Source organism: Paenibacillus sp. SER-28, from assembly GCF_052906305.1.
On the sequence record NZ_JBRECM010000002.1, the window covers coordinates 1 to 15,571 of the forward strand.

Genomic DNA, 15,571 nt, shown 5'->3' on the forward strand with positions numbered 1-15,571 from the left:
CTTTGATACCTACGAATGGCCTCCAATTTCTCATCTAAACTGAATTTAGGCAAAAAACTGCACCTCCATTGTTAGTCGTGTCTAACAAATGGGGTGCAGTTCAGGAGCAACATGGCTGCTTTTTTCCAATAAGAAATCTTACGTTTCCAGTTTCTTTAAAATTGATTTTAACTTGTCACTTAAATGCTGTGGATAGAATTGCAAAGGAACATATGGACGTTGTGCTGCTTTCAACGCTTTATACACGTCAATTTGACCATACCCGAAATATTTGTCATGCCCTGGTGTGCCCAAGTCAATTACGCTGCTTCTCATTAATTCCATTACCTCTTTGTTGGTCAGATCGGGGTTAATGGATCGAATCAGTGCAGCAAGCGCTGATACATGGGGACTGGCCATGGAAGTGCCCGACAGTGCAGCATATTGATTCCCTGGGTACGTACTGGCGATACTTGCACCTGGAGCCATGACGTCTACATAATCTCCATAGTTAGAAAAGGAAGCACGGTGCATAGAAGAATCTGTAGCGGAAACGGCAAATACTTCTGGATACGCTGCTGGATAGCCAGGTCGTTCCGTATTGTCATTACCTGTGGCTGCAACTAATACGACATCTTTATCATAGGCGTATTTGATCGCATCATGCAAAAATTCAGCTTGTGCGTAATTGCCCAGACTCAAATTGATGACCTTGGCCCCATGATCAGCTGCCCATATAATACCTTCTGCAACCGAGTAAGTCGTACCGGAGCCAGATTGGTCAAGTACCTTAATCGGCATGACTTTGTTGTACCATGTCATGCCAGCGACCCCCTCAGCATTATTCACGAGGGCAGAAATGATGCCGGCGACGTGCGTTCCGTGACCGACGTCATCATAAGGTTTTTCAGACGGGTTTACCACGTTATGCCCTGAAAGGATTTGACCTTTTAGGTCGGGGTGATCCAAATCTACTCCCGTATCTACGACAGCGACAATTACATCCTTGCTGCCTTTGCTTAATTTCCAACCCCGGTTGGTTTCCGTAGCCGGCAGATTCCATTGATAGCGGGAAAAGAGCAAATCATTGGGGATAGAGCTGTCGGCTTGGATAGGTGTTTTCTCATTGGTTAGATACATATAGTGAGGCTCGATATAAAGCGGGTTCCACTTTCTTGAAAAATATTGCTTTAGCTCCTTGAAGTTCATCTTATCCGAATGAAATACATAGGTATAACCAAGCTTGCGGCCTGGCGCACAGTGTAAATCTGCTGCAATTTCCTGCAGTTGTCGTGAATCAGGATTGTGACGGAAGCGAACGACAATTTCGTTTTCAAAATAATGACTTGCATTTTCGTTGTCGTGGCCCGTCTTGACAGTAATATCGTGCAATGTGTCGGGATGTACGGATTCGATTTTGTAGCTGCCTTCTTTTGGATAGGGAATCAACCGCAAATTCTTACGCTGATGCTTCTCCACGTCACGCAATACTTGCTGACTAACCAGGGCAGCAACACCACATGTTCCGTCAGCCGATGGTTCTGCCATGACAAAATATTTACCGCCTTCAGCCTGAAATGCAGCAGATTCGTAGGATTTATTTTGCATAACGGAACGGCGAGCCGCGGCCAAACTGCTTTTAATTTGAGGATGACTCAGCAGACGAGCTTGTGATTTACCGCCCGTATAGGTGCTCGTGTTCCCGTCGCGTGTGTGAATCCACAGTAACGTATGAAGATGACTGTGCGATTGCTGGAGCGTGCGGGTAAACTGCCTTTTCTGATCAGCAGTTTTACCATCAAGCTCCCGCATCACGTATTGAATATCCTGCCTTGCATCCATGCGTGTGAGGGTATCCGTAGCGGACAGGTCCAAAGCCAACATTCCTTTTTTGAGCTGCTTCTCTTGCTGTGGCACCATCTTGGCCGTATATTCGGGCTGCGGTGTATGGCGGTGATCACGGGAAGGCAGCATCAGTGTGATGAGAAGCACCCCGGCAGCTGCTCCGAGCAGGGGTTTTAACCATTTTCGCCGAGACATGGGACCGTCCTCCTTGAGTATTCATAAATTTATGGTTTAGCGTGAGGAGGTTGGCATGTTTTTATACCTTTCAATGCTCATTTGTGGTAGGATAAATACTGAAAATTACAGCTCTTTCGGTTAGAAGGGACTATTTTCGGGTAATCAAATTGATGAACAAGCAACAAATAAGGGGGAGCTGCCTTGATGTCAGCAGTCAACGTACAAAAATTATGTGAGTCGGCGCAGGAGAGACTGAAAACTGCCGTGAAACGGGTGGAAACATTCCTCAATGAGCATGCTCTGCCGCAACTTGCTGCAGATGGCAATGAGGAGTCCGTGCTTTTTTACAAAGGCCTTTTGTCGGATCTCCGTCATGTCCTTGTTTTTTCCGAAGTATCTTATGAAAAGCTGGGTGTGGCTTTACGCCGTGCCAATTTTGACGTCGATTTTGCGGAAAAGGCATTGTATAACGTTTACCATGACTGCGTGAACAGCTTTTTTTATCCCAAAAATGAATCTTACGCAGAGGATGGACGCTATGCGTATACGGGACAAGATGCTATTCGCTTCCGTAAAACGCCAGTGCCAGCCGCTCGCGAAGTGATCATGGACATTACGAAAAATTTTGAAGAATTGCGTGATGATCTGACTTATTATGAAAGTGACTATTTGACTCAGCGCCGGATGCAGACTCGACGTACTCATGCCTAAAGCATTCAACGGGGAAGATCATTTCTAATCAAAAACTAAAACAAGACAAGCAAGCCGTTTTCTACTTGCTTCCTGCCATTTTGGAGGAGGTGAAGGAAGCGGCTTTTTTCGTATGTCACCAACTGCCATATACCATGAACGCATAGGTGCAGGGTAGCGGGGGGACAATGTATCCGAGGTGATAATCATGAGCCAAGAGGCCAAGCCAATCGTTAAGTGTAGCGTAGCCAATTGCCATTATTGGGGAGAAAACAACTTTTGCAAGGCAGATTTGATCATGATTGAAGTTGATGGTCATGCCGGTAAGAAATTTAAAGAAGAATATGCGGGAGAAAGCTTCAGTTCAGAAGAACGTGATAAGGCTGCCACGTCAGCCGCAACCTGTTGCCACACTTTTAAGCCGAAGTCCGTGTAAATTTTATTGCGCGATTCATTTCGCATTTGGAGGTGCAGTTTATTATGGAAGATCATGAAAATGACAAGCATCAGAGTAAAGAGCATGTTAGCCGCGAACGTGTAGATTACCCCCGTCACATTCATGAACGATCTGCCAAGCGCCGTAATGATCGTGAGGAATATGCAGCAGAGGTTGCTCCCGGCTCAGCTGTGACTCGACATGAGGTTAAGGGTGAAGAGCAGGTTATAAACAATAGTGGCCGTATTTCTGGCTATATTGGTCTGGCTGCAGGAATTGCCTCATTATTTATGTGGTCAATTGTGCTGGGACCTATTGCTGCAGTTTTAGGTTTTTTTGCTTATGTGAATGGCAGCAAAACGACCGGCATTTGGTCGATTGGTCTTGGGGCGCTGGCGACATTGAGTTATTTTGCTTTTATCCCGTTTGTTCGTTGACCCTACTGGAGAACAAGCTCAGTTTTCTTTTGTATATCCGAGAAAAATCATCTTAGTGATATAATTACATTAAAGCTGATTTATAAAGCTCCGCTGTCTTTTCGACAGAAACGGAGCTTTTTTTCATTAAAAGGTATGGAAGTACATAGTAAAAAGTTGTATCATAGCAGTAATGACAAGCTATTTGGGATATAACAACTATAGAAAGTTGGGAACACCACATGCAAATTGATCCGCGCGTGTCCAAGTCCATGTTAGACATGCAGCTGTTAAATAATATGAGTGCTACAACCCAGACGGGTACAACGGACGCTTTTTCCGGATTACTGGAACAAGTAGGTCAATTGGAAACAGATGGTGCTGTGACACGAGAAAATTCAAGTGATGTTACCAGAGACGAAAACGGTTTGCTATGGCTTCAATTGGGACCTTCGAGGGGAACGGCTTCGTCATTGTACCGCGCTCCTTCCAGCACAGCAACAGACGGACCCACAACACCTACAGCATATGATGATTTGATTAACGAGGCTAGCCAGAAATACGGCGTTCCAGTAGCGTTGATTAAAGCGGTTATTGATACGGAATCTTCGTTTAATCCGTCGGTCACTTCTTCGGCCGGAGCCAAAGGGCTTATGCAGCTTATGGATGCTACGGCTCAAGGCCTGGGAGTCAGCGACCCATATGATCCTGTTCAAAATATTGATGCCGGTGTTCGTTATTTGTCCTACCAGATTAAACGATTTAACGGACAAGAAAATATGGCGCTGGCTGCATATAATGCAGGTCCCGGACGGGTGCAGCGGCTTGGTGTAAATAGTGATGAACAGTTAATGGCTGTACTGGACAAGCTTCCGGTGGAAACGCAAAGATATATTACCAAAATTCAAAATGCACGTGAAAAATATACGATCTAAGCCCTATAGCTTACAACGAAAAAGTGCGTAATTTCAATTAGATTAGGTCCGCAGACAGGATCAATATGGGGAAAGGGTGTCGCTATAATGTAGCGGCCTTTCCCTGTTTTGGTCTTTTTTTGTTGCAGCAGTTATAGAGCGGAAAAGGGGAGTGCAATGAAATATTTTGATTATGCCGCGACAACTCCGCCTTTTGAAGAGGTGATTACAACAGTTGCCGAGATCATGAGACGCCACTACGGGAATCCATCCTCGATGCATCGATATGGAGAGGATGCGGATAAGTTACTTAAGCGTTCGCGCGAAGTATGTGCTGCGGCTTTGGAAGTGTATCCATCAGAGATTGTCTTCACATCTGGGGCAACGGAAAGCAACAATCTTGCTATCAAGGGAGCAGCTTTGCAGTATCAGACCAGAGGCAAGCATATTGTTACTGTATCGACAGAGCACCCGTCGGTGTATGAAGCTTGCAGACAACTGACAAATCTGGGATTTGAGGTTACATTTTTACCTGTCGATGCAGAAGGGCATGTGAGCGCCGAACAGGTTTGTGCCGCTGTCCGTAAAGATACGATTTTAGTCAGTATCATGCATGTCAATAATGAGACGGGAAGGGTGCAACCGTTGCATGATATCGGAGTTGCGCTGAAGAAACAGTTCCCCCGTGTACTATTTCATATTGACGGTGTACAGGGGTTTGGAAAGCTACCGGTTGATATCCGGGGATGGCAGGCTGATCTGTACAGCCTCTCTGCGCATAAGTTGCGTGGACCCAAAGGTGCTGGACTACTATTCGTTCGGGAAGGTGTAGAGCTTTTCCCACTGCATAGTGGCGGCTCTCAGGAGCAGGGTTTTCGTGCAGGTACGGAAAATGTACCGGTGCTTGTCGGTATGTCTAAGGCGATACGGTTGGCGGGCGAACGGCAAGTAGAGACAGCACGCCGTATGACCGAGTGGAGAGAACGGGTGGTCGCAGAAGTGAAGACACTCCCTCAACTGCGGCTGAATAGCGGGGAAGAAGCGCCGCATATTGTCCACTTTTCGTATCCGGGCATGAAAGCCGAGGTAATGCTGCATACGCTGGAGCAATTAGGTGTGGTAGTATCCACCAAATCGGCTTGCTCTTCGAAATTGGCTGAACCCAGTCGGGTGCTGCTGGCGATGGGATGCAATGAGGCAGAAGCGTCTGGCGGCATTCGTATCAGCTTCGGTGATGAACATACGGAACAGGATATCGATGAGCTTATACTTGCACTGCGAAAGGCTGTAGCCAAGCTGGAATCCCTTGAAAGGTGGAAACGTTAAAATGCACTATGATATGCTGTTACTTCGCTTTGGTGAATTTACATTAAAAGGGAAGAATCGGACTCGTTTTGAAAAGGCAGTACTGAATCACGTGAAGCTGCTGCTCAAACCCTTTCCCGGTGCTTCTTTGCGGAAGGAATTTGGACGGATTTATGTGGTTCTTGGAGGAGAGCCTTATGAACAGATCATTCAGGTGTTACAAAAAGTGTTTGGCATCACGACAATAAGTCCTGTCAAAATGGCTCCTGTCGAGCTGGGTGCTATCATTGAGACCGCTGTAGCTTTGATGCGTGAGCTGAATGTGACCGAGGGAACGACGTTCAAGGTAAATGCCCGCAGAGTATGGAAGGAGTTTGCTCATTCCTCACAAGAGATGAATCATTTAATTGGTTCTCCTATATTACGAGAGTTTCAAGCGTTGAGGGTCGATGTACATCAGCCAGATATTGAGTTACGTGTGGAGGTTAGAGAGCAGGCGGCCTATATATTCAGCGATGTTATTATGGCTGTAGGGGGCTTTCCGTTAGGAACGAACGGTAAAGCTATGCTGCTGCTGTCTGGTGGAATTGACAGCCCGGTAGCAGGATGGTCTTCCATGCGTAGAGGATTGGAAATCGAATGTGTACATTTTTATAGCTATCCATTTACAAGTGAACGTGCGAAAGAAAAGGTTATTGATTTGGCAAGGGTATTAGCAGGCTATGCGGGTCGGATCAAAATCCACCTTGTACCGTTTACAGAGGTGCAGACGGCCTTTACGCGCACTGGACAGGATAATCTGATTATTACGCTAATGAGACGGTCTATGCTGCGAATTGCAACGATGCTGGCTGAGCGTGAAGGAGCACTGGCACTCGTGACAGGCGACAGTCTGGGGCAAGTCGCTAGTCAAACGTTATCCAGCATGAATGTGATTGGCCGCTCGACAGAATTACCATTGCTACGACCTCTCGTAATGATGGATAAACAGGAGATCACGGAAATCGCAAAGCAGATTGGCACCTACGATCTATCGATACTCCCCTATGAGGATTGCTGCACATTGTTTGTTCCTAAATCCCCAACGACCAATCCAAATTTGTGGGTTGTTCAAAAAATTGAAGCCTCTATTCGGGATTTAAATGTGTTGATTGAACAGGCTGTGGCTACAACAGAGACGCTTGTCCTGGAGGCAGGCGGAGCTATAGAGGGGCGCAAAGAGGAAGTTATACAGGAAGATTGGTTTTAAACAAAAAGGCAGACCCGCCAGCTATTTTGGGTCTGCCTTTTTATTTTAATTAAAACAGTTTTTGAATGATTTTAGACGGCTTTTTCTCGACTGGACACTGCTCTGCGATTTTGAAGATATCCTGTGAGCAAAATACCTGCCATGACTGCGGCAATAAACAAGATACGCAGCGCAGGGTGCTCAGTAAAGTAGGGTTCCAGCTTACGTTCTTCAGTAATCATATTAGAGGCTGTATAACCAAGCACAGCCGATCCTAAATAGATAATCCAAGGGAATTTATTGATCAACTTGATAAAAAGAGTGCTTCCCCATACAACGATCGGTACGCTGATTAATAGTCCCAGCACTACAAGGAGCAAATGCTGCTGGGCCGCGCCAGCAACAGCAATCACGTTGTCCAGACCCATAGCCGCATCGGCTACAACAATCGTGCGGATAGCACCCCATAACGTTGTTCCCGCTTTGACTTCGGTATGGTCCTCCTGGTCTACGAGCAACTTATACGCGATCCAGACTAACATGACACCCCCGATGAGTAACAACCATGGTACTTGAAGCAACCAGAGTACCACAATGGTGGCTGCTATGCGAATGAGAAGGGCACCACCGGTACCGTACAGTATCGCTTTTTTTTGCGTTGCAGGAGGCAGCTTTCTGGCGGCAAGTCCAATTACAATCGCATTATCTCCTGCGAGCAGAAGGTCAATAAATATCACATTAAGCAGTAGCCAAAAGAACTGAAGTCCGGACATATCAATCGTTCTCATCTCCCTGATTAAACATCCTAAAATCATTGTATGTTGTTTATTTTAATACCCGTTTTTCGGAAATACGATTCATTATATTGCTGTTTGTTATTGATTTCAAGGTCTTTGCTCAACAAATTTGACATCAATTTTTAATAAATGATGACTTATTTGACAAGGCTTATAAGCATAGCCTCGTCCTATTTCGCATACAAGTAGGATGGGGGTGTTTGTACACATGGAGCATATCATTTTGCTGTTGAAAATATTAATGATTAATTTGGTGTTAAGCGGTGATAATGCAGTTGTTATAGCCATGGCGAGCAAAAACTTGCCTGCAAGGCAGCGGAGTCAAGCTATATGGTGGGGGGCAGTCGGAGCAGTCCTCCTGCGCTGTGTTTTGACTTTTGTAGCTGTCATTTTGCTGGGCGTACCCTTTATTCAGGCGGCAGGCGGTCTACTTCTGTTATGGATTGCGTTTAAGCTGCTTTATGAGAATGAGGATCATGTGGGAGTAAGAGCAGAAACAACCATATGGAAGGCTATACAGGTGATTCTGGTAGCGGACTTTGTGATGAGTCTAGATAATGTATTAGCTATTGCAGCCCTAGCAGATGGGGATATCGCCATTATTGTCATTGGTATTGCGATTAGCATTCCAATTGTCGTCTGGGGCAGCAACGTGATTGCGATCTGGCTTCATCGGTTCCCTGTACTTGTTTTGCTCGGATCTGCAATCCTGGCTTTTACGGCAGGAGAAATGCTACTGCGTGATCCCCGATTGGGTGTATGGTTAGCAGGTACGGGAGAGCTTATACATGCATGTTTACCGGGACTCTTGGCAACAGCAGTTGTCGTTGCAGGTATATATCGTCAGTTACGAGCTCGCCATATTTGAACGTAGTTTTTTTGGAAAACATCGGCTAAAATAGACATAGAGTTTTTGCAAATGCCAGGTTTACTCGGTTTTTGTAAAGACTCTATATTCACAAAAATATACTTAAAAACAATCACATTAAGAGACCTAAAAACAAATTCAGCAAACAAAGGAGACCACGATGAATTCCGGAAAAGAGCGTATGATCGGAGTGGGCATTGTTGCCGTAGGACTGATTATTTTGTTGGGGAAACTGGGGGCGTTCTCCTTTTTGGGACGAAACTTTTGGCCTTTGCTGTTTTTAATACCTGGAATCGTACTGCATGCAATGTACATAAAGCGTAAAGTTTCACCCTTTATGTTGCTGCCGGCAGGGATTTTGTCGGTTTATGGCTTCTTATTTTTGCTCTGCAATATTTGGGGCTGGCATTTAATGGCCTATTTATGGCCCTTGTTACTTCTAGGTGTGGCGATTGGATTATGGGAGTACGCCATTAATGATATTTCGCTTTCTCGCAATGTATATACAGGGGGCGTAATATTGGGCTTGGTATCGGTGCTTTTATTGGTTATTACCTCCCTAAGAACGGGTATCATATATGTTATTGCAGTTTTACTGATTGGCGCTGGAATCTGGTTGGTCCTAGACAACCGTGGCAAACGCAAAAGGTAAACGACAAGCTGTGAGATTTTATGGCGGTAAATTACGGAACAGGCAATAATGTCTTGCTTTATGACATATTTCAACTATAATATAATGGATATGATAAGAGCGTCGGAATGATTTCTGACGCTTATTTTAAGGTTTTCACGCGAATCGGAGAGAGAAGCTGTCTGTACAAAGCCTGAAACATATAGAAGGCTGGCAGGGAGTGGGCCTAAAGAACGATTGTTAGCCTTGAATCAGCACTGCTTCAGGATAGAGACACTATTTTGATATACGGAAAGGATATGGATACAAACCATGCATGCTAGAGAAAACATTCGCAATATTGCGATTATTGCCCACGTCGACCACGGAAAAACGACGCTTGTCGACAAGCTGCTTCAACAGTCCGGAACATTTAGAGAACACGAGGCTGTTCAGGAGCGCGCCATGGACTCCAACGATCTGGAGCGTGAACGCGGTATTACGATTTTGGCTAAAAATACAGCTATCACTTACAAAGATTATCTGATTAACATTGTAGATACACCGGGGCACGCCGACTTTGGTGGCGAAGTGGAACGGATTATGAAAATGGTTGACGGTGTTTTGCTCGTCGTTGATGCTTACGAAGGTTGCATGCCGCAAACGAAATTCGTACTGCGTAAAGCGTTGGAGCAAAATCTGACGCCAATCGTTGTAGTAAACAAAATTGACCGTCCGGCAGCTCGTCCGGCAGAAGTTATTGACGAAGTACTGGATCTGTTCATCGAGCTGGGTGCGAATGACGAGCAATTGGAATTCCCTGTTGTGTACGCTTCGGCGCTGAACGGTACATCCAGCATGGATGCTGAAAAGCAAGACGATAACATGCAAGCATTGTACGAAACAGTTGTAGAGCACATTCCGGCTCCAACTGAGAAAGTAGATGAGCCTCTTCAATTCCTCGTAACACTGATGGACTATAACGAATACCTTGGCCGAATTGCAGTAGGTCGTGTAAACCGCGGTATCATCAAGCAGGGGCAAGCAGTCACAGTTATGCAGCGTGATGGTAGCAGTAAATCAGCGCGTATTGAGAAGCTGTTTGGCTTCCAAGGTCTGAAACGTATTGAAACTGACCAAGCGGGCGCTGGTGACATTGTGGCGATTGCGGGAATTAAAGATATCAACATCGGTGAAACCATTGCTGATCCAAATCATCCTGAAGCATTGCCTGTACTGAAGATTGATGAACCAACACTGCAAATGACCTTCCTGGTTAACAACAGCCCATTCGCAGGTCGCGATGGTAAGTGGGTAACATCACGTAAATTGCGTGAGCGTCTTCTGAAAGAACTCGAAACGGATGTCAGCTTACGTGTTGATGAAACAGATAGCCCAGACGCCTTTATTGTATCCGGACGTGGTGAGTTGCATCTGGGTATCCTGATTGAAAACATGCGTCGTGAAGGTTACGAACTGCAAGTGTCCAAGCCGGAAGTTATCGTCAAGGAAATTGACGGTAAGAAAATGGAGCCAATCGAACGTCTCCTTATTGATATTCCGGAAGAAAGCATGGGCGCGGTTATGGAAAGTTTGGGCTCCCGTAAAGCCGAAATGGTTAACATGATTAATAACGGCACCGGACAGGTTCGCTTGGAATTCTTGATCCCTGCACGTGGTCTGATCGGCTACACTACAAACTTCCTGACTTTGACTCGTGGTTATGGCGTAATGAACCATGCGTTTGACAGCTATGGACCATTTGTTGGCGGTCAAGTAGGTGGACGTCATCAGGGTGTACTCGTGTCAACGGAAAACGGCAGCTCTACTTTTTATGGTATGCTGGGCGTGGAAGACCGCGGTATTTTGTTCCTGGAGCCAGGTACTGAAATCTATGAGGGTATGATCGTTGGGGAGCACACACGTGATAACGACATTGTCGTTAACATTTGTAAAGAAAAACAACTGACAAACGTTCGTTCAGCAACAAAAGACGATACAGTTAAACTGAAAACACCTGTTATTTTCTCTTTGGAGCAGGCGCTAGAATATCTGAATGATGATGAGTATTGCGAAATTACACCTAACGCTATCCGTTTGCGTAAAAAGATCTTGAACAAAGGTGAACGCGAGCGTGCGGAGAAACAACGTAAAACAGCACAAGCAAATATGTAATTGATTGGATTGGTCTTTGGCCACAGCGGCGACGCCCGGGAACGGGATGCGCCGCTGTGTGTGTTTTAGGATTGTAAACTTGGAGAAAGCTATATTTCTCAAAACGCAGGAAAAGGTGTTGAAGCATGAGTAATCTTTCGAACGGATTGCCTCCCCGGACACAAAGCGGGAAAAAATCCGCCAAACCGAAAAAAACGAAAAAGAAAAAAAGCTTTTTCAGATCGTTTATGAAGTTTGTCTTGTTTCTGCTTATTATAGGTATTTTGGCAGCAGGTGGTTATACCTACTATATTTACAATCAGGTAGAAGAAGTTTTGGATACGGGGATCAACAAGGAAGTACCCAAAACACAATTGGCAGAAGCTAAGCCTTTGACTATCTTATTGCTAGGAACCGATTACCGCCCTGATCATCCGACTTATTTGTCCGACGTTATTATGGTAGCTACGTTGAACCCTAATACCAAATCGTCTACCATCGTGTCCTTACCGCGCGATACGCGTCTAGAAATGGATGGATATAAACCTCGCAAGTTGAATGAGTATTATCCGGTGTTTAAGGCTAGAGAGAAAGAATCTGGCGAAGTTGCTGAAGAACAAATGAAGAAGATGATTGGCAAATATTTAAACATTGATATTGATTATGTGACGGTTATTAACTTCCAGGGCTTTAGAGATGTAGTAGATAATTTGGGTGGCGTAGATGTGACGGTTGATAAAAACATGTGTTATCGTGACCGTGCAGATGGTACCGATATTAACCTGACAGTTGGAGCCAAGCATTTGAACGGTGATCAGGCTCTTGATTTTGTTCGCTACCGCAAATCGAATTGTCGTCCGAGAACAGCTGAATCTGACGATTTTGATCGTAATCGTCGACAAAATCAGGTGCTTCATTCCCTAATTGACCAAATGCAATCCTTTAACGCTTTGACCAAGTTTAGTGCAATTATTAAATCGGTTGATAAGAATATGATGACAGATATCGAGTCACAGCAAATGAAAAATATCGTACAAACCTATTGGAATATTTCCAAGCAAAATGTGAAATACAATCCTGTAGCAGGAACGTGGCGTAGCCCGTATGTGTACATTGATGAGCAACAGCTCGATTTGGCCAAGCAAGCGCTACAAGAGGAATTAGCTAAAAAAGCAAGCGACAATACCGCAGCTTCTTCCAATTCCTGAGTATGTATCTTTCTTCCCACTTATGTTATACTCGCAGCGAGTAAAGCTCTTATATAACATAAGGGGGTTGAGGTATGTCTAAAGTTATAGTGAACCAAGTCTAGGTCCAGTGAGCAATCACTGGGCCTTTTGTGTCTAATTTCAAAAATGGACAGGCTCAGAGGCTATCTTCACTTACAACTTTTCGTTGTTTTATGCTGCTTTGGGGTTCTTTTTTCAGGGAATCAGCAAGTATTAGGTACCCGGTGAATAGGTATAGGTATGAAACACGAGATTGTCCACGCCGCTTTGGAGGGGATTTAATGAAGAAAATTTTTGTGCTGGATACGAATGTGCTGCTGCATGATCCGAAAGCCATATTTACCTTCAAAGAACATGAAGTTGTTATTCCAGCTGTAGTTCTGGAAGAAATCGACTCCAAAAAACGCAACGCGGATGAGATTGGACGGAATGCCCGCAATGTATCGCGATTGTTGGACGGGTTGAGAGAAGTGGGTCATCTGCATAGTGGCGTTCCACTTCCCCAAGGTGGAAGGCTTAAGGTTGAGTTAAACCACCGAAGTTTTTTGAAAGTTCAGGAGATGTTCGGGGAGGTTTCGAACGATAACCGGATTTTGGCGGTTGCCTTAAATTATCATCTGGAAGAGCAGGAGCAGCCTGAACCACGTTCGGTCGTTTTGGTCAGTAAAGATGTGCTGGTCAGGATCAAGGCAGATGTATTGGGACTGCTGACCGAAGACTACCTATCCGATAGAACAGGCGATCTAAGTGAGCTATATCCCGGATACTCGGCAATACAGGTGCACCCGTCCATCATAGATGAATTTTACTCTAACCGTTTTTTACCAATCAAGCCACTGGAACTACCTTATACGCTGTATCCACATGAATTTGTCATTCTGAAAGATGAAATGGGAACTGGAAAATCAGCTTTGCTGAAAGTAAATCAGGAGGCAGAGCGATTAGAGCCGCTGTACTTAAGTAACGAATCGGTATGGGGAATCAGCGCGCGTAATGCTCAACAGCGGATGGCATTGGAGCTTTTGCTTAATGACGATATCCCCCTCGTGACCATTACAGGAAAAGCGGGTACGGGCAAAACGCTGCTGGCGCTGGCGGCAGGTTTGCTTAAGGTAGAGGATGAACATCGCTTCAAGAAACTGCTGATTGCTCGGCCTGTTGTTCCTATGGGTAAGGATATTGGTTATTTACCGGGAGAAAAGGATGAAAAACTTCGCCCGTGGATGCAACCAATCTACGACAATCTAGAGTATCTGTTTGATGCCAAAAAATCAGGTGATATCGACAAAATTTTGATGGGCTTGGGCAGTATTCAGGTGGAGGCACTTACTTATATTCGCGGGCGTTCGATACCTGGGCAATTTATTATAGTCGATGAGGCGCAAAACTTATCCCGACATGAGATCAAAACGATTGTGTCCCGGGTGGGTGAGGGAAGCAAGATTATTTTGATGGGAGACCCGGAGCAGATTGATCACCCTTATCTGGATGCAGCCAGTAACGGTCTAACCTATGTGGTGGAGCGGTTTAAGCAAGAAGGAATTAGCGGGCATATTATGTTGGAAAAAGGAGAACGCTCCAAGCTCGCGCAGTTGGCAGCCGATCTGCTATAAAATCCCTATCGTTATGACAATAATAAAGACCTCGGGAGTATCCCGGGGTCTCTTGTTTTGTATACGTAAAATTCAGAACAATGAACGGTGAGCAAAAGTCTACTTAAAGTTTAATTCGAGCTTAACTTCAAGCATTCCTGCTAAAGTGCGTACTTCTGTGGCTTTGACATAGGAAATAAGCTGCTGTGGGTAGAAACCTAGATCAAAATCTTTTTCTAGCTTGTTGCGGGTCGTATCAGGTAGTTCCAGACCATTAAATACCAATCGATCTACATGAAATAAAATTGCATTTTTCGGTTCATTTTCTACCGTGTAGTGACCTTCTACTCTTAATTTCATCGTTCCCTGCTGACCTTCTACCATAATTCGATCCTGTGCAAATGTAAAGTTGAAGTGATTAAACAATTCATTTTCTGACTTTAAAAAACGGTTAAAGTCCTCTTCGCGAATGCTTATCGTAATCACTTTTCCATTTGTAACCATGGCACCTTGTTGTTGTTGAATGAATTGCGGTAAATCCTGCATAGCTTGAGCTAATGCTTTAAAGTGCTTATTTACCTCGTAGACACCTACATTCTCCCAATAAGCTGTCATTTCGCCAATAAGCTTGCGTAGGGTATCCGGGTCATTACTGGCGTTAACGCCGTTATTTACACGCGACTGAAGCAGGATAATTCGTTTACGTTGTGCCAGTAAGTTTGTTTTGACTGTCTCCAATTCCATTGAGGCTTGGGTGACTTGTTGTTCTGTTTTTCGCATAGATTGATAATTGGATTCGTATTCTTGAAGCACATCCTGATCGTGACTAATCAATAATAAGTAGTAATCGTACAGAGAGAGAAGCTGCCTTATACTTTTCGCCCCTAGCACTACACTCAACAGCTTGTCCCTTTCTCCCATATAATACGATCGCAGCACAGAACCTGCACGCTTCCGTTGTATGGTCATTTGCTCTTGCTGAACGGTGAGATTACTTCGCAATTCCCGCTGACGCTGCAAAAGAGTCTGCTGCTCTTGACTGATTCGCTCAATTTCATGGTCTATCTCTACAATCGACAGGCTATCTTGTAAAATCTGACTTTCTTCATGGGAGGGAGCGGCCAGAGTAGGACTTACATATATGAAAGTTAGCAACATAATGGTGGTCAGCAGGGTGCTGATTGTGATTTTTATTCGTTTATTCATTTGGTTTCCCCTTTTATGTATTCCCGAAAAAAACTAATAGTAATGTATATGATCCTTTCTGTTTCTTTAACCATTCATTTTATTGTACAGCAGTCTGAGCATGCTTGAAACCCGAAACTGTTTAC

General features: G+C 44.7%; 14 protein-coding genes. 11 read left to right on the forward strand and 3 right to left on the reverse strand.

What is annotated here, in order from left to right; genetic code table 11:
• Nucleotides 1-138: 138 nt before the first annotated feature.
• The gene (locus ACUYLD_RS05585; protein ID WP_446674588.1) at nucleotides 139-2,019 is read right to left on the reverse strand and encodes a S8 family peptidase; all 1,881 of its coding nucleotides are present in this window, start codon (nucleotides 2,017-2,019) and stop codon (nucleotides 139-141) included.
• A gap of 186 nt (nucleotides 2,020-2,205) precedes the next feature.
• On the opposite strand from ACUYLD_RS05585, the gene ACUYLD_RS05590 reads away from it, so the two are divergent.
• The 6 genes from ACUYLD_RS05590 (at nucleotide 2,206) to thiI (ending at nucleotide 7,011) form a co-directional block, all read left to right on the forward strand.
• Complete coding sequence (locus tag ACUYLD_RS05590) at nucleotides 2,206-2,712, forward strand: YpuI family protein (protein WP_061828537.1); 507 nt, start codon at nucleotides 2,206-2,208, stop codon at nucleotides 2,710-2,712.
• 187 nt (nucleotides 2,713-2,899) lie between these two features.
• On the forward strand, nucleotides 2,900-3,127 hold the full coding sequence (locus ACUYLD_RS05595) for a DUF1540 domain-containing protein (protein WP_061828536.1): 228 nt from the start codon (nucleotides 2,900-2,902) through the stop codon (nucleotides 3,125-3,127).
• Nucleotides 3,128-3,171: 44 nt separating this feature from the next.
• Nucleotides 3,172-3,564 carry a hypothetical protein gene (locus tag ACUYLD_RS05600; protein ID WP_061828535.1) on the forward strand — a complete coding sequence of 131 codons (393 nt, stop codon included), beginning with the start codon at nucleotides 3,172-3,174 and terminating at the stop codon, nucleotides 3,562-3,564.
• Nucleotides 3,565-3,785: 221 nt separating this feature from the next.
• A complete protein-coding gene (locus ACUYLD_RS05605; protein ID WP_446674589.1) occupies nucleotides 3,786-4,478 on the forward strand; it encodes a lytic transglycosylase domain-containing protein in 693 nt (230 codons plus the stop codon).
• A 156-nt stretch (nucleotides 4,479-4,634) separates the two neighbouring features.
• On the forward strand, nucleotides 4,635-5,783 hold the full coding sequence (locus ACUYLD_RS05610) for a cysteine desulfurase family protein (RefSeq protein WP_069289994.1): 1,149 nt from the start codon (nucleotides 4,635-4,637) through the stop codon (nucleotides 5,781-5,783).
• Nucleotide 5,784: 1 nt separating this feature from the next.
• The gene (gene thiI / locus ACUYLD_RS05615; protein ID WP_069289993.1) at nucleotides 5,785-7,011 is read left to right on the forward strand and encodes a tRNA uracil 4-sulfurtransferase ThiI; all 1,227 of its coding nucleotides are present in this window, start codon (nucleotides 5,785-5,787) and stop codon (nucleotides 7,009-7,011) included.
• Nucleotides 7,012-7,082: 71 nt separating this feature from the next.
• On the opposite strand, the gene ACUYLD_RS05620 is transcribed toward thiI, so the two are convergent.
• Nucleotides 7,083-7,778, reverse strand: coding sequence for a TerC family protein (locus ACUYLD_RS05620; protein ID WP_025722107.1), 696 nt, complete (start codon nucleotides 7,776-7,778; stop codon nucleotides 7,083-7,085).
• A 217-nt stretch (nucleotides 7,779-7,995) separates the two neighbouring features.
• On the opposite strand from ACUYLD_RS05620, the gene ACUYLD_RS05625 reads away from it, so the two are divergent.
• The 5 genes from ACUYLD_RS05625 to ACUYLD_RS05645 all read left to right on the forward strand — a co-directional run bounded on the left by ACUYLD_RS05625 (nucleotide 7,996) and on the right by ACUYLD_RS05645 (nucleotide 14,261).
• On the forward strand, nucleotides 7,996-8,655 hold the full coding sequence (locus ACUYLD_RS05625; RefSeq protein WP_446674590.1) for a TerC family protein: 660 nt from the start codon (nucleotides 7,996-7,998) through the stop codon (nucleotides 8,653-8,655).
• A gap of 160 nt (nucleotides 8,656-8,815) precedes the next feature.
• Nucleotides 8,816-9,307 (forward strand): hypothetical protein, encoded by a 492-nt coding sequence (locus ACUYLD_RS05630; protein WP_446674591.1) that lies wholly within the window; start codon nucleotides 8,816-8,818, stop codon nucleotides 9,305-9,307.
• 291 nt (nucleotides 9,308-9,598) lie between these two features.
• A complete protein-coding gene (gene typA / locus ACUYLD_RS05635; RefSeq protein WP_061828529.1) occupies nucleotides 9,599-11,440 on the forward strand; it encodes a translational GTPase TypA in 1,842 nt (613 codons plus the stop codon).
• 125 nt (nucleotides 11,441-11,565) lie between these two features.
• Nucleotides 11,566-12,627 carry an LCP family protein gene (locus ACUYLD_RS05640; protein WP_250268838.1) on the forward strand — a complete coding sequence of 354 codons (1,062 nt, stop codon included), beginning with the start codon at nucleotides 11,566-11,568 and terminating at the stop codon, nucleotides 12,625-12,627.
• 302 nt (nucleotides 12,628-12,929) lie between these two features.
• Entirely contained in the window at nucleotides 12,930-14,261 is a 1,332-nt protein-coding gene (locus tag ACUYLD_RS05645; RefSeq protein ID WP_023989462.1) for a PhoH family protein, read from the forward strand.
• Between the two features lie 99 nt (nucleotides 14,262-14,360).
• Here the strand turns inward: ACUYLD_RS05645 and ACUYLD_RS05650 are convergent, their stop codons facing one another.
• Nucleotides 14,361-15,446, reverse strand: a complete 1,086-nt coding sequence (locus ACUYLD_RS05650) for a hypothetical protein (protein WP_446674592.1) — start codon at nucleotides 15,444-15,446, stop codon at nucleotides 14,361-14,363.
• Between the last annotated feature and the right edge of the window lie 125 nt (nucleotides 15,447-15,571).

Bases quoted from the DNA above. Each gene is read 5' to 3' on its own strand.
- ACUYLD_RS05630 (WP_446674591.1), top strand. From the start codon at position 8,816: ATGAATTCCGGAAAAGAGCGTATGATCGGAGTGGGCATTGTTGCCGTA.
- typA (WP_061828529.1), top strand. From the start codon at position 9,599: ATGCATGCTAGAGAAAACATTCGCAATATTGCGATTATTGCCCACGTC.
- ACUYLD_RS05605 (WP_446674589.1), top strand. From the start codon at position 3,786: ATGCAAATTGATCCGCGCGTGTCCAAGTCCATGTTAGACATGCAGCTG.
- ACUYLD_RS05625 (WP_446674590.1), top strand. From the start codon at position 7,996: ATGGAGCATATCATTTTGCTGTTGAAAATATTAATGATTAATTTGGTG.
- thiI (WP_069289993.1), top strand. From the start codon at position 5,785: ATGCACTATGATATGCTGTTACTTCGCTTTGGTGAATTTACATTAAAA.
- ACUYLD_RS05645 (WP_023989462.1), top strand. From the start codon at position 12,930: ATGAAGAAAATTTTTGTGCTGGATACGAATGTGCTGCTGCATGATCCG.
- ACUYLD_RS05585 (WP_446674588.1), bottom strand. From the start codon at position 2,019: ATGTCTCGGCGAAAATGGTTAAAACCCCTGCTCGGAGCAGCTGCCGGG.
- ACUYLD_RS05640 (WP_250268838.1), top strand. From the start codon at position 11,566: ATGAGTAATCTTTCGAACGGATTGCCTCCCCGGACACAAAGCGGGAAA.
- ACUYLD_RS05590 (WP_061828537.1), top strand. From the start codon at position 2,206: ATGTCAGCAGTCAACGTACAAAAATTATGTGAGTCGGCGCAGGAGAGA.
- ACUYLD_RS05620 (WP_025722107.1), bottom strand. From the start codon at position 7,778: ATGAGAACGATTGATATGTCCGGACTTCAGTTCTTTTGGCTACTGCTT.
- ACUYLD_RS05600 (WP_061828535.1), top strand. From the start codon at position 3,172: ATGGAAGATCATGAAAATGACAAGCATCAGAGTAAAGAGCATGTTAGC.
- ACUYLD_RS05595 (WP_061828536.1), top strand. From the start codon at position 2,900: ATGAGCCAAGAGGCCAAGCCAATCGTTAAGTGTAGCGTAGCCAATTGC.
- ACUYLD_RS05650 (WP_446674592.1), bottom strand. From the start codon at position 15,446: ATGAATAAACGAATAAAAATCACAATCAGCACCCTGCTGACCACCATT.
- ACUYLD_RS05610 (WP_069289994.1), top strand. From the start codon at position 4,635: ATGAAATATTTTGATTATGCCGCGACAACTCCGCCTTTTGAAGAGGTG.